Annotated in this window: 10 protein-coding genes; 5 read left to right on the top strand and 5 right to left on the bottom strand. The window is 74.4% G+C overall.

The window, feature by feature from the left end; genetic code table 11:
- On the bottom strand, nucleotides 1–1,581 hold a 1,581-nt coding region (gene amaB, locus O4U47_RS11255), incomplete at its 3' end, for an L-piperidine-6-carboxylate dehydrogenase (protein ID WP_270677739.1).
- Nucleotides 1,582–1,773: 192 nt separating this feature from the next.
- Between amaB and O4U47_RS11250 the strand changes: the two genes are divergently transcribed.
- On the top strand, nucleotides 1,774–2,925 hold the full coding sequence (locus tag O4U47_RS11250; RefSeq protein ID WP_270677738.1) for a C15 family peptidase: 1,152 nt from the start codon (nucleotides 1,774–1,776) through the stop codon (nucleotides 2,923–2,925).
- Nucleotides 2,926–2,967: 42 nt separating this feature from the next.
- Here the strand turns inward: O4U47_RS11250 and O4U47_RS11245 are convergent, their stop codons facing one another.
- The 3 genes from O4U47_RS11245 to O4U47_RS11235 form a co-directional block, all read right to left on the bottom strand.
- Nucleotides 2,968–3,651, bottom strand: a complete 684-nt coding sequence (locus tag O4U47_RS11245; protein ID WP_270677737.1) for a response regulator — start codon at nucleotides 3,649–3,651, stop codon at nucleotides 2,968–2,970.
- Nucleotides 3,648–4,889, bottom strand: a complete 1,242-nt coding sequence (locus tag O4U47_RS11240; RefSeq protein ID WP_270677736.1) for a sensor histidine kinase — start codon at nucleotides 4,887–4,889, stop codon at nucleotides 3,648–3,650. Before O4U47_RS11240 ends, O4U47_RS11245 begins: the two co-directional genes overlap by 4 nt.
- 83 nt (nucleotides 4,890–4,972) lie before the next feature.
- Nucleotides 4,973–5,323: a hypothetical protein gene (locus O4U47_RS11235; protein ID WP_270677735.1), complete on the bottom strand. Its 351-nt coding sequence runs from the start codon at nucleotides 5,321–5,323 to the stop codon at nucleotides 4,973–4,975.
- A 346-nt stretch (nucleotides 5,324–5,669) separates the two neighbouring features.
- Here O4U47_RS11235 and O4U47_RS11230 point away from each other — a divergent pair, with 346 nt between their 5' ends.
- Together O4U47_RS11230 and O4U47_RS11225 are read left to right on the top strand one after the other, a co-directional pair.
- Entirely contained in the window at nucleotides 5,670–7,235 is a 1,566-nt protein-coding gene (locus O4U47_RS11230) for a polysaccharide deacetylase family protein (RefSeq protein WP_270677734.1), read from the top strand.
- A 126-nt stretch (nucleotides 7,236–7,361) separates the two neighbouring features.
- The gene (locus O4U47_RS11225) at nucleotides 7,362–7,913 is read left to right on the top strand and encodes a DoxX family membrane protein (RefSeq protein WP_270677733.1); all 552 of its coding nucleotides are present in this window, start codon (nucleotides 7,362–7,364) and stop codon (nucleotides 7,911–7,913) included.
- Between the two features lie 105 nt (nucleotides 7,914–8,018).
- Here the strand turns inward: O4U47_RS11225 and O4U47_RS11220 are convergent, their stop codons facing one another.
- Nucleotides 8,019–8,720: a GntR family transcriptional regulator gene (locus tag O4U47_RS11220; RefSeq protein WP_270677732.1), complete on the bottom strand. Its 702-nt coding sequence runs from the start codon at nucleotides 8,718–8,720 to the stop codon at nucleotides 8,019–8,021.
- Nucleotides 8,721–8,953: 233 nt separating this feature from the next.
- Between O4U47_RS11220 and O4U47_RS11215 the strand changes: the two genes are divergently transcribed.
- A complete protein-coding gene (locus tag O4U47_RS11215) occupies nucleotides 8,954–9,967 on the top strand; it encodes a 2-dehydropantoate 2-reductase (RefSeq protein WP_270677731.1) in 1,014 nt (337 codons plus the stop codon).
- Between the two features lie 150 nt (nucleotides 9,968–10,117).
- Nucleotides 10,118–12,055: a molybdopterin oxidoreductase family protein gene (locus O4U47_RS11210; protein WP_270677730.1), complete on the top strand. Its 1,938-nt coding sequence runs from the start codon at nucleotides 10,118–10,120 to the stop codon at nucleotides 12,053–12,055.
- The last annotated feature ends 331 nt before the right edge of the window (nucleotides 12,056–12,386 follow it).

Here is a 12,386-nt window from a genome sequence, read left to right as displayed (position 1 = left end):
CTGCGCTTCGCCGCCCCCGAGGCCACCGACGGGCAGCTGTGGGACGCCCTGCGCCAGCGGCAGCTCGCCGCCGTAGTTGACCGTGTTCGTGGCCCTGCGCATGTACGCCTTCCACGAGTCCGAACCCGACTCCCGGCCGCCGCCGGTCTCCTTCTCGCCGCCGAACGCGCCGCCGATCTCGGCGCCCGAGGTGCCGATGTTGACGTTGATGATGCCGCAGTCGGACCCGGCCGCCGACACGAACCGCTCCGCCTCGGCCTGGTCCCGGGTGAACAGCGCCGACGACAGGCCCTGCGGCACCCCGTTGTGCAGGCCGACCGCCTCCTCGAAGGTGCGGTAGGTCATCACGTACAGGATCGGGGCGAAGGTCTCCTCCTCCACCACCGGCGTCTGCGCGGGCATGCGCACCAGCGCCGGCTCGACGTAGTAGGCCCCGGGCGCGGCGTCCTCGCCGACCCGGCCGCCCCCGGTGACCACGGCACCGCCCTCGGCCTGGGCGCGGACCAGCGCGTCCTGCATGGCGGCGTGCCCGCGCTCGGAGATCAGCGGCCCGACCAGGGTGCCGTCGTCGAAGGGGTCGCCGATGCGCTCGCGCAGCTGCCGGTAGGCCCCGGCGAGGCGCTCGGTGACCTCCTCGGCCACGTCCTCGTGCACGATCAGGCGGCGCAGCGAGGTGCAGCGCTGCCCGGCGGTGCCCGCGGCGGCGAACACGCTGCCGCGCACCACCAGGTCCAGATCGGCCGAGGGGGCGACCACCGCGGCGTTGTTGCCGCCCAGCTCCAGCAGGCAGCGGCCCAGGCGGGCGGAGACCCGTGGGCCCACCGCACGGCCCATGGCCACCGACCCGGTGGCCGAGACCAGCGCCACCCGCGGGTCGTCCACCAGGTGCTCGCCGACCTCGCGGCCGCCCAGCACCACCCGGTGCAGCCCCTCGGGGGCGCCGGTGTCGGCGGCGGCCCGACGCAGCAGCGCGTCGCAGGCCAGCGCGGTCAGGGGGGTGGTGTCGGAGGGCTTCCACACCACGGTGTTCCCGCACACCAGCGCGATCGCGGTGTTCCAGGACCACACCGCCACCGGGAAGTTGAACGCGGTGATCACCCCGACCACGCCCAGCGGGTGCCAGGTCTCCATCAGCCGGTGGCCGGGCCGCTCCGAGGGCATGGTGCGGCCGTAGAGCTGCCGGGACAGGCCCACCGCGAAGTCGCAGACGTCGATCATCTCCTGCACCTCCCCCGCGGCCTCCGAGCGGATCTTGCCCGCCTCGATCGAGACGAGGTCGGCCAGGTCCTGCTTGTGCTCGCGCAGCAGCTCGCCCAGGCGGCGCACGAGCTGCCCGCGCGCGGGGGCGGGGGTGTCCCGCCACACCCGGCGGAAGGCCTCGTCCGCGGCGGTGACGGCCTGCTCGGTGGTCTTGGCGGTGCCGAAGTCCAGCCGGAACAGCTCCTCGCCGGTGATGGGGGTGCGGGCCCGGCCGGGGGCGCCCCCGTCCTCGGGGAGGTGCACGACCCCGCACGCCTCCAGGGCGGCGGTGGCGCGCTCGGCGAGGTCGGCGGTGTCGGGGAGGGTGGTGGTGAACGGCATGCGTGATCTCTCTCCATCGAGAGCGTGGGGTCCGGTCGTCGGCGGCGTGTGAACGCCGCCACAGGCCGGGTCTACCCCGGATCGCGCCGGGCCTCACCCGTCCGCCGCGAGCACCGCCGCATCGGGTCCGGTGTCGCTGCGGGCATGTAGACTCACGCCCCGTTCCGACCGACGACCCGCGAACATGGAGCCATGGACGCCACCCCCACCACCGCCGAGGAGGACCGCGCCCGACGGGAGGCGCCGCGGCTGCTGCTGCGCCGCTCCGGGTTCGCCGCGGCGGCTCCGCTGTTCACCGCCGACCTGGAGGGGGCCGCCGGGGCCGATGAGGCCGCGCGGATCGTCACCTCGCATGGGCACCGGCTCTGGTCGGAGGCGGTCCGCAGCGGGCAGGCCGGGGACGACCGGCCCCTGTACTGGGCGCGGCTCGCCCTCGCCGCGATCCTGCGCTCCTGGGAGCCCCCGTTCGGGCTGGCCGCCGAGGAGCGCGCCGCGCTGCTGCGCCGCCTGGAGTACGCCTCCCGCGGCCACGACGACCTGGTGTTCGCCCCCGACGACCGGCAGCTCAGGGTGATCGTCACCGGGTTCGACCCGTTCGGGCTCGACGAGGACGTGCGCCGGTCCAACCCGTCGGGCGCGGCGGCGCTGGCCCTGCACGGCACCTCGTTCGAGGCCGGGGGGCACACGGCGGTCGTGCGCGCGGCGGTGTTCCCGGTGCGCTGGCGCGACTTCACCGAGGGCATGGCCGAGAAGACCCTGATGCCGCACTACGGGGCCACGGCGGCCCCGGCCGACGCGGTGATCACCGTCAGCCGGGGGCAGGAGGGCCGGTTCGACCTGGAGGCCTACAACGGCGCCTGGCGCAGCGGCCGGGCGGACAACGAGGACCGCGGAGAGCCGGGGCCGATCCCGCTGCCGGGCGACACGGGGGCGCCGGACCCGCCGCCGCAGTGGTGCCGGTCCACGCTCCCCCGCCGCGCGATCGTTGAAGGCGCCGCGGGGCGCTTCCCGATCGTGGACAACACCGAGGTGACCGAGATCCCCGCCGGGGGGACCGAGCCGGTGGTGCGCCCGGACGGCCCGACCGAGGGCTCCCAGGCGCGCGCGGGCGGCGGCGGGGCGTACCTGTCCAATGAGATCGCCTACCGCAACACCCTGCTGCGCGATACCGCGGGCCGGGACATCCCGGCCGGGCACGTCCATACGCCGAGGCTGGAACTGGCGACCGAGGACCCGTCCGCGGTGACCGACGCCGACTTCGAGCGCGACCGGGCCGACATCACCGAGCAGCTGAAGGCCATCGTGATGGCCGCGGTCAGGGCCCGTACCGAAGGCGCGGAGTAGGGGCGGTGCCAGGGGCGGGCCGGGCCCCGCCCGAACGCGCCCCTATCCGGACGCGGAGCCCTCGGTGTCCATCAGGCCGGAACGGTAGGCCCACGCCGCGATCTCGACCCTGTTGCGGGCGTGCAGCTTCGCCTGGACGCTCGCCAGGTGGGTCTTGACCGTGCTCAGCGACACGAAGAGCCGCTCGGCGGCCTCGGTGTTGGTCAACCCCTCGGCCACCGCCCGCACGGTGTCCAGCTCGCGCTCGGTCAGCCCCTGGCGGCGCGCCTCCTCCTCGGGGCGGCGGGGTGTGCGGGCGGGCCGGGCGAAGTGCTTGAGCAGCCGCACCGTGATGTTCGGCGCCACCAGCGCGTCGCCGCGGGCGGCCGCGCGCACCGCCTCGATCAGCAGCGCCGGGCCGGCGTCCTTGAGCAGGAACCCCACCGCGCCGCCCTCCAGCGCCGCGTGCACGTACTCGTCCAGGTCGAAGGTGGTCACCACGACCACCTTGAGGGGGTCGGCCACCCCCGGCCCGGCGAGCCTGCGGGTCGCCTCCAGGCCGTCGACGCCGGGCATGCGGATGTCCATCAGCACCACGTCCGGCCGGAGCTCCCCGGCCAGGCGCAGGGCCTCCAGGCCGTCCCCCGCCTCCCCGGCCACCTCGATGCCCTCCTCGGCCTCCAGCATGTACCGGAAGCCGGTCCGCACCATCGCCTGGTCATCGGCGAGCAGTACCCGGATCGTCACCGCGCCCCTCCGTCCCCGGCCGTCCCGGCGGGCAGCTCGGCCACGACCCTCCACCCCGGCGCGTCGTCCGCGGGGCCCGCGGTGAACGACCCGCCCAGCAGCTTGGCCCGCTCGGCCATGCCGATCAGACCGTATCCCCCGCCGGCACCGTGCGCCGAACCGCCGCCCCGGCCGTCGTCGGCGACGCGCAGCCGCGCCCCGGACGCGTCGGCCGCCAGCTCGACCCGCACCAGGGAGGCGTCGCGGGCGTGGCGGCGCGCGTTGGTCACCGCCTCCTGGGACATGCGCAGCACCGCCGAGGCGGTCTCCTCGGGAAGCGCGCCGGGGTCGCCCTCGACGGCGACCTCCACCCGCGGGCGGCCGATGTCGCCGGGCTCCTCCAGGGCGCGCAGGGCCACCGCCAGGTCGTGGGGCTCCAGCGGGGCGGCGTCGCCGTCCTCGCGCAGGGCACCGACCATGCGGCGCATCGCCGCCAGGGCGGCGGCCCCGGCGTCCTCGATCTGCGGCAGGGCGGCGGCGACCACGGCGGGGTCGCGGTCGGCGATGTGGCGCAGCGCCTGCACCTGCACGACGATGCCGCTGACCTGGTGGGCGACGACGTCGTGCAGGTCGCGGGCGAGGGAGAGGCGCTCGTCGCGCCGGGCCTCCTCGACCCGCCAGGCGCGCTCGCGTTCGCGCCAGCGCAACACCAGGCCGGGCAGGAACGTCAGGGTGGCCAGCAGGAGCATCCAGCCGACCGCGCCGAGGCCCCACCCCTCGCTGCGCAGCCCCTGGGAGAGGATGGCCAGGGTGGTGGCGGCCGCCATCACCGCCACGGCCCGACGCGAGGCGTGCCAGGTGACCAGGTTGGCCGCGAGGAACATCGCGAAGACCTCGAGGATGCTCATCGTGTAGCCGAACATCCCGGGATCGGCGGGCGACAGCGCCAGGGACACCGCCAGGACGGCGACGGGGGCGGCCGGCCCGACCAGGGCCAGGCGGCGCGGGGGTGTTCCGGGCCAGGCGGCCGCCATGGCGGCCGCGCCGCCGATCAGGCCGGAGCACAGGGGCAACCAGTCGCGGTAGGACGGCGGCGGCCCCGGCCAGTCGGGGCCGGGGTCACGGCTCAGCAGCTCCTGCAGTGTGGCGGACAGGCCGAGCAGCAGGACCACGGCCACCACGACGGCCAGCAGGTAGCCGTTGCGGGCGAGGCTCTCCATGGCCGCCTCGGCGCGGCCCCGGGACTTCCACGATGGCATGGCGCCAGGTTAGAGGGGCGGACGGAAAGACCGCCTCGGCCGAACGGCCGAGGCGGTCACGTGGTCTGTGGCGACGGAGGCGACTAGTAGGTCGTCGTCGTCCCGGCTCCGCTGGCCGCGACCAAGAAGAAGTAGAGGATGCTGGAGACGATGCCGATCGCGACGAAGATCCAGCCGATGATCTGGCAGATCTTCGAGGCCTTCGGGTTGCTCTCGGCCGTCACGATCGCCACGATGCCGAGGACGCCGGACAGCAGGTTGCAGCAGAGGAACCCGATGACCGTCAGCGCGATCGCCGCACCCTTGTTGGCCGGCGGCTCCGACGGGCCCATGTTCGGCGGGGGCGGCGGGGCGCCGTAGCCGCCTCCCGGGGGCGGAGGCGGAGGCGGCCCGTAGCCCCCGGGGCCCTGCGGTGGCGGTGGACCGTAACTCATACTCGGTTTCTCCTGGGTTCGGGGATTACTGCACCGGCCTGCGCCGACTCGCGCGGCGGCTCGCCGATGATCTCACTTCGGACGTGACCCGGCCGCATGAGGTTCCCGATGGGACCACTTCGTTATCAGGACGTATCCGAAATCGCCGGTGCTGCGGTGTGCGCACGGGCATGACCATTCGGATGGTACGACGCGGCAGGGACCGCGACGCGCCGCGGCCGCCCGATTGCACGCCCGCCCCGCTGCCCGTATGTTCGCGATGCGGTCCGCCGCGGGAGGACGGGGCGCACCCCACCGCTCCCGCCCTGTGCGCCGCCGACCGGCCCCCGAGCCCAGGTGGGAACCCGTGCCCGAGTCCGCCATCACCCGTTTCCGCACCCGGCTGCGCCCGAGCCACCTCCTCGCGGCCGCCGCCGCCCTGTGCCTGCTCGCGGTGCCGGGCGCGGCCGCCGTCGTCGGCGGGGAGCCCGAGGCCCCGCCCCTGGCGCTGGCCGACCCGGAGAGCGTTCCCGGGCTGGACCTGGTCGGGCACACGGCGGGGGACGGCGAGGTGAGCACCGCGTGGACGTACCCCGTGGTGCCCGGGGCCCCGGGGTTCGGCCGGGAGGTGCGCACCACCATGGCCGAGGCGCACACCGCCTTCATGGAGGAGCACGGAGGGGAGGGCCCCGCCGCGCTGGAGCAGCGGCTGGACCTGCTGGCCGCCTCGGGGGACGTGCTCGGGGCGCGGATCGCGCGCGAGGCGGCGACGGGCGACGGCGAACCGCGGGTGGACGGCGAGTCGCTGTGGTTCGACGGCGCCTCCGGCGCGGTGCTGCCGTGGACGGGGCTGCTGCACGGCGAGGACGCGCTGGCGGCGCTCGACGCCGAGGTGGCACGGGTACTGCGGGAGCGCGACGGGGTCGAGCCCGGAGAGCTGCCCGAAGGGTTGGAGTCGGACGGGTCGGCCGAGCCCTTGAGCGGCGGCGCCGACGCCTCCGGGGAGGGCGACGGGGCCGCGGAGGACGGAGGCGCGGGCCAGGCGCCCGAGGTCCGTCCGGGGGACGCCTGGGAGCTGAGCACCGAGCTCGGCGAATCCCCCCTGCGGGACCTGGCCTTCGACACCGAGGGCGGCTTGGTGGTGACGCTGCCCGGCCCTCCCGGGGAGGACGGCGGCGGGTCAGAGGCCGCCGAGGGCCGCCGGGTTGCGGTCTCCGCGGAGGCCGCGACCGGGCTGCTGTCGGCGTTCGGCGAACGGGCGCGCGCGGCGGCCCTGGCCGACACCCCGCTGGAGCTGAAGGACGCCGAGGGTCCGGGCCGCGCCGACCTGGACTGCGACCGCGTCCCGTGCGTGGCGCTGACCTTCGACGACGGTCCGGGCGAGCACACCGAGCGCCTGCTGGACGCGATGGACGACTACGACGCGAAGGGCACGTTCTACCTGCTGGGCATGCTGGCCGCGGAGTTCCCGGACATCGCGGCCCGCATCACCGAAGAGGGGCACGAGGCGGGCGCCCACTCCTGGAAGCACGACGACCTGGCGGGCAAGTCGGCGTCCGGGGTCTCCGACGACTCCGTGCGCACGTCGGAGGCGATCGAGAAGGCGACCGGCCAGTGGCCGCAGACGATGCGCCCGCCCTACGGGTCGTTCAACGCCACGACGAAGCGGAGCGTGGGGGCGCCGCTCGTGCTGTGGGACGTGGACACCATGGACTGGAAGGTGCGCGACGCGGCCGAGGTGGCCGACACCGCGGTCGAGCAGACCCGCCCGGGGAGCATCGTGCTGATGCACGACATCCACCCCACCACGGTGGACGCGGTCCCGGAGATCCTCGAGCGCCTCCACGCGAAGGGGTACCACTTCGTGACGGTGTCCCAGCTCTTCTCCGACCTGGAGATGGACGACGGAACGGTCTACCGGCGCCGGGAGTGAGCGCTTCAAAGGTCCTGCTCTTCGCCGGAACCAGGTCCCGTGGAGCCGATGCCGCGGTCCCTACCGCGCACCGGGGAACCGCCCTTTCCTGGAAGCGCACGGATGGTTCCGGAAAGGACGCCGACCATGGAAGCGCAGAACCTGCACGCCCGCCCCTCCGACACCCACACCCGCCGCACCCCCGGCGCCGCCCCGGCCGCGGGGCGGTGGGTCCTGGCCGTCCTGCGGCTGTCCATCGGCTGGATCTTCCTCTGGGCCTTCCTGGACAAGCTGTTCGGCCTGGGGTTCGCCACGCCCGCCGACGGGGCGTGGACCGCGGGCGGCAGCCCGACGTACGGCTTCATGGCCGAGGCCGCCTCCGGCCCCTTCGCCGGCCTCTACGGCTCCTTCGCCGGGGCCGTCTGGGCGGACTGGCTGTTCATGGCCGGGCTCCTCGGGATCGGGCTGGCGTTCCTGCTCGGCATCGGGATGCGCATCGCGGCGGCCGCCGGTGCCCTGATGCTGGTCCTGATGTGGACCGCGGTCCTGCCGCCGCCCAACAACCCCTTCATGGACGACCACCTCGTCATGGCTCTGGCGATGGTGGCGCTGTCCCTGCTGAACGCGGGCGACACCGCGGGCTTGGGCGGGTGGTGGTCCCGGCTCTCCCTCGTCCGGCGGGTCCCCGCTCTGAGGTGACCTCGCGGTGGCGGCACGCCGTCCCGCACTCCGCCGCTCCCCGCCCCGGCGCTCCTGGGGCGGGGAGCGGCTCCGCCGCCGGTCCGCCGGTGTGGATCCGAAGGGTCAGACCGTCTCTGGAGTGTCGCCGCCCTCGCCCAGTTCGCGGTAGGCCGTGCGGGTGCGCTCGGTGTGGTCGGCCATCAGGGCCGCGGCCTCGTCGGGGCGGCCCGCCTCGACCGCGTCGATGATGCGGGCGTGCTCGTCCCACGAGGCCTGGCCGCGCGACCGGGCGATCGGGGCGTAGAACCAGCGCACCCGGCGGTCCACCTGGGCCGCGAGTTCGGCCAGCACCGTGTTCCCCGAGGAGACGATCAGGGCGCGGTGGAAGTCGGCATTGGCGGTGACCGCGGCCTCGACCGGCCCCTCCTCCGCGGCGCGGGTGCCGCGGAGCCACAGCGCGCGCAGGCGCTCGATGTCGTCGGCGTCCGCGTTGCCCGCGGCCAGGCGGGCCGCCTCGGTCTCCAGGAGGGCGCGCACGGCGAGGAGCTGTTCGGCCTCCCCCTCGTCCGGGGTGTGCACGAACGCACCGTAGCCGGGGCGGAGGTCGACCCAGCCTTCGTTGCTCAGGCGCTGCAGCGCCTCGCGCACGGGCTGGCGGGACACCCCCAGCCGGGCCGCCAGCTCCGTCTCGACCAGGTGCCGCCCCGGCGGCAGGGCGCGGGTGGTGATCAGGTCCAGGAGAGCCTCATAGACCGCTTCGCGAAGCGGGGCCGGGCGTCGCACGGGGTCGGCCGCGCCGCCGGCGGTGGTCGTCGGAGAGGGCATGGACGGTCCTCCGGCTCCTCGGCGGTGATTGTCGACAGTGTACGAAACCCGCGGGGAGGCGCGGGGGCGATCGCGCCGACCGACCGCCGCGGCGGTGGAAAAGTGCGGAAAGAAGGCGAGAACTTCCCGGTCCGGGACCATCCCCGCCTCCTTCTCCCCCTCCGTGGAGGGACACCCTTTCCGCACACGGCTACTGTATACAGTATTCCTTTCCCCGAGAGAAGGGACCCCCCATGCGCATCGCCGTCCTGGGAGCGGGCGCCATCGGCGCCTACGCCGGCGCCGCCCTGCACCGCGCGGGCGCCGACGTCCACCTCATCGCACGCGGCCCCCACCTGGAGGCCATGCGGGAACACGGTGTGCAGGTGCTCAGCGAGCGCGGCGACTTCACCGCCCGCCCCAACGTCACCGGCGACCCGGCCGAGGTCGGCCCGGTCGACTACGTCCTGCTCGGCCTCAAGGCCCAGCACTACGCCTCCTGCGGCCCGATGCTCGACCCCCTGCTGGGTCCCGACACCGCCGTCGTCACCGCGCAGAACGGCATCCCGTTCTGGTACTTCCACGGCTCCGGCTGCCGCTGGGAGGGCCACCGCGTGGAGGCCGCCGACCCCGGCGGCGCGGTCAGCGCCACCATCGCGCCCGAGCGCGCGATCGGCTGCGTCGTCTACGCCGCGACGGCCATCGAGCGGCCCGGGGTCATCCGCCACATGGAGGGCACCCGCTTCTCCATCGGCGAGCCCGACCGCTCCCTGTCCCCCCGGTGCCAGGCGTTCTCCGAGGCGATGACCGCCGGCGGCCTCAAGTGCCCGGTGGAGCACGACCTCAGAGAGGACGTGTGGGTGAAGCTGATGGGCAACGTCACCTTCAACCCCCTCAGCGCGCTGACCCGCTCGACCATGGCGCAAATCTGCGCGTACCCCGACACCCGCACCACCGCCGAGCTGATGATGCGCGAGACCCTCGACGTCGCCGACCGCCTCGGCGTGCGCACGTCCATCTCGATCGAGCGGCGCATGGCGGGCGCGGAGCGCGCCGGAGACCACCGCACCTCGACCCTGCACGACGTGGAGCGCGGGCGCCCGATGGAGCTCGACGTCATCCTCGGCGCGGTCGTCGAGCTGGCCGACCTCACCGGGACGGCGGCCCCGACGCTGCGCACGGTCAACGCCCTGGCCTCCCTGCTCAACGAACGGCTGGACGAGGGGGCGGTGCGGCCCCCGGCCCCGCAGGGCGCGGCGGCGGGCTGACCGGCGCCGCGGGGCGGAGGAAGGGCGGACCGCCGCCACCCGCCCTCCCTCCCCCCTTGCCGCCGCCCCCGAACAGTTGAATACTGTAGACAGTCACCATCGATCCCCGCCGCACGCCAGGACGACCCCTCCCACCCCTGCGAGGCAACGATGCGATCGGACCGGCGGAGTCCCGCCTACCAACGACTCACCCAACCGCTCGTCCGCGAGGGCGGCGAACTGCGCCCCGCCACGTGGGACGAGGCCCTGGGCCGCGCGGCCGAGGGCTTCCGGGACGCCGTGCAGCGGCACGGCCCCGACTCCTTCGCCATGCTCTCCTGCGCCCGCTCCACCAACGAGATGAACTTCATGGCGCAGAAGTTCACCCGCGCGGTGATCGGCACCAACAACGTCGACTCCTGCAACCGCACCTGCCACGCCCCGAGCGTCGCCGGCCTGGCGGCCGCGTTCGGCTCCGGGGGCGGCACCTCCTCCTACCGCGAGGTGGAGGAGACCGACCTCATCGTCATCTGGGGCGGCAACCCCCGCAACGCCCACCCGATCTTCTTCCAGCACGTTCTGAAAGGCGTGCACAACGGCGCGCGCCTGTTCGTCGTCGACCCCCGCCGCACGCCCACCGCCGAGTGGGCCGACCGGTGGCTCGGCCTCAACGTCGGGACCGACATCCCCCTGGCGCACGCCGTGGGCCGGGAGATCATCCGTTCGGGGCTGGTCAACGAGACCTTCGTCAAGCGCGCGACGAGCGGCTTCGAGGAGTACCGGGAACTCGTCGAGCCGTGGACCCCGGCGGCCGCCGAGGCCGAGACGGGCGTCCCCGCCGAAACGATCCGCGAGCTCGCCCACGCCTTCGCCCTGGCCGAGCGCGCACAGCTGTGCTGGACCCTCGGCATCACCGAGCACCACAACGCCACCGACAACGTGCGCGCGCTGATCAACCTCTCCCTGCTGACCGGGCACGTCGGCCGCCCCGGATCGGGCTTGCAGCCGCTCCGGGGACAGAACAACGTGCAGGGCGGCGGCGACATGGGCGCCATCCCCGACCGCCTGACGGGATTCCAGGACATCCTCGACGCGGAGTCGCGTGCGCCGTTCGAGCGCGCGTGGGACACCGCCATCCAGCCGCACAAGGGCAAGAACCTCACCCAGATGTTCGAGGGCATGGACGAGGGCGAGGTCAAGGCGCTCTACGTCATCGGGGAGAACCCCGTCCAGTCCGAGCCCGAGACCGAGACGACGCTGCGCCGCCTGGGGCGCCTGGACCACATGGTCGTGCAGGACATCTTCCTGACGCGGACCGCCGAGCAGGCCGACGTCGTTCTCCCGGCGAGCGCGGCCTGGTGCGAGTCGGACGGGACCTTCACCAACAGCGAGCGGCGCGTGCAGCTCGTGCGCAAGGCCGTCGACCCGCCGGACGGGGCGCGCGACGACATCGAGATCCTGTGCGACCTGGCCGACCGGCTCGGGCACGCGTGGAAGCGGCCCACCGCGGAGGAGGTGTGGAACGAGGTCCGGTCGCTGTCGCCGATCCACCGCGGGATGACCTACACGCGTCTGGAGCAGGAGCAGGGGCTCCAGTGGCCCTGCTTCTCCGAGGACCGGACCGAGCCGTCCTACCTGCACGGGCGGCTGTGGTCGCAGACCCCGGAGGAGCGCGGGGAGCCCGCGCCGTTCGGCCTGGTGGGCCACTCCCCGCCGGTGGACCTGCTGGACGAGGAGTACCCGTTGAGGCTGACGACGGGGCGCCGTTTGGACGACTACAACACGGGCGTCCAGACGAGCGGTTTCTCGTCCCCGCTGCGGCGCGGTGAGCTGTTGGAGATGTCGCCTGAGGACGCCTCCGCCCTGGGCCTGGAGGACGGCGAGGAGGTCCGTGTGTCGTCCCGGCGCGGGTCGGTGGTGGCGCCGCTGGAGGTGTCGACGGGACTGCGGCCGGGGCTGGTGTTCATGACGTTCCACTTCCCGGACCAGGTGGACACTCAGCTCCTCACGATCGACGCGACGGACCCCATCGCGGGGACCGCCGAGTACAAGGCGGCGGCGGTGCGCGTGGAGCGCGCCGAAAGCGGCGATCGGGCGTCGGTCGCGTGACCGTCCCGCCGCACAGGCGCCGGTTCCGGGAAGGCCGCCCTGGGGTCCCCCGGAACCGGCGCCGAAGCGGGCGGGGCGCGCGCCCGGCCGCCGGAGCACCGGCCTTCTCCGCGGCCGTGACCGCCACCGCCCCTGCTCAGGGGTGGTCCGGCGGCCCGGTCGGAAAGGCCGCGCGGCGACGGGCATCGGGGGGTTGTCCCCGCCCGACCGAAGGCATACTGTAGCCCGTATACAAAATCCTGTGACATAGACCACGCACGGCCGCGCGAACAGCCACCGCGCCACCGCCCGCCCGGTACGGGCGCCGACACACTGAAAGGTGAGCGGGGAA

The sequence above is a fragment of the Nocardiopsis suaedae genome (genome assembly GCF_027706745.1).
GTDB classification, from domain to species: domain Bacteria; phylum Actinomycetota; class Actinomycetes; order Streptosporangiales; family Streptosporangiaceae; genus Nocardiopsis_A; species Nocardiopsis_A suaedae.
Note: the sequence above shows the minus strand (reverse complement) of the source record. Positions and strands in the feature narration are given on the sequence as shown.

Bases quoted from the DNA above. Each gene is read 5' to 3' on its own strand.
- O4U47_RS11250 (WP_270677738.1), top strand. From the start codon at position 1,774: ATGGACGCCACCCCCACCACCGCCGAGGAGGACCGCGCCCGACGGGAG.
- O4U47_RS11240 (WP_270677736.1), bottom strand. From the start codon at position 4,889: ATGCCATCGTGGAAGTCCCGGGGCCGCGCCGAGGCGGCCATGGAGAGC.
- O4U47_RS11235 (WP_270677735.1), bottom strand. From the start codon at position 5,323: ATGAGTTACGGTCCACCGCCACCGCAGGGCCCCGGGGGCTACGGGCCG.
- O4U47_RS11225 (WP_270677733.1), top strand. From the start codon at position 7,362: ATGGAAGCGCAGAACCTGCACGCCCGCCCCTCCGACACCCACACCCGC.
- O4U47_RS11220 (WP_270677732.1), bottom strand. From the start codon at position 8,720: ATGCCCTCTCCGACGACCACCGCCGGCGGCGCGGCCGACCCCGTGCGA.
- O4U47_RS11215 (WP_270677731.1), top strand. From the start codon at position 8,954: ATGCGCATCGCCGTCCTGGGAGCGGGCGCCATCGGCGCCTACGCCGGC.
- O4U47_RS11210 (WP_270677730.1), top strand. From the start codon at position 10,118: ATGCGATCGGACCGGCGGAGTCCCGCCTACCAACGACTCACCCAACCG.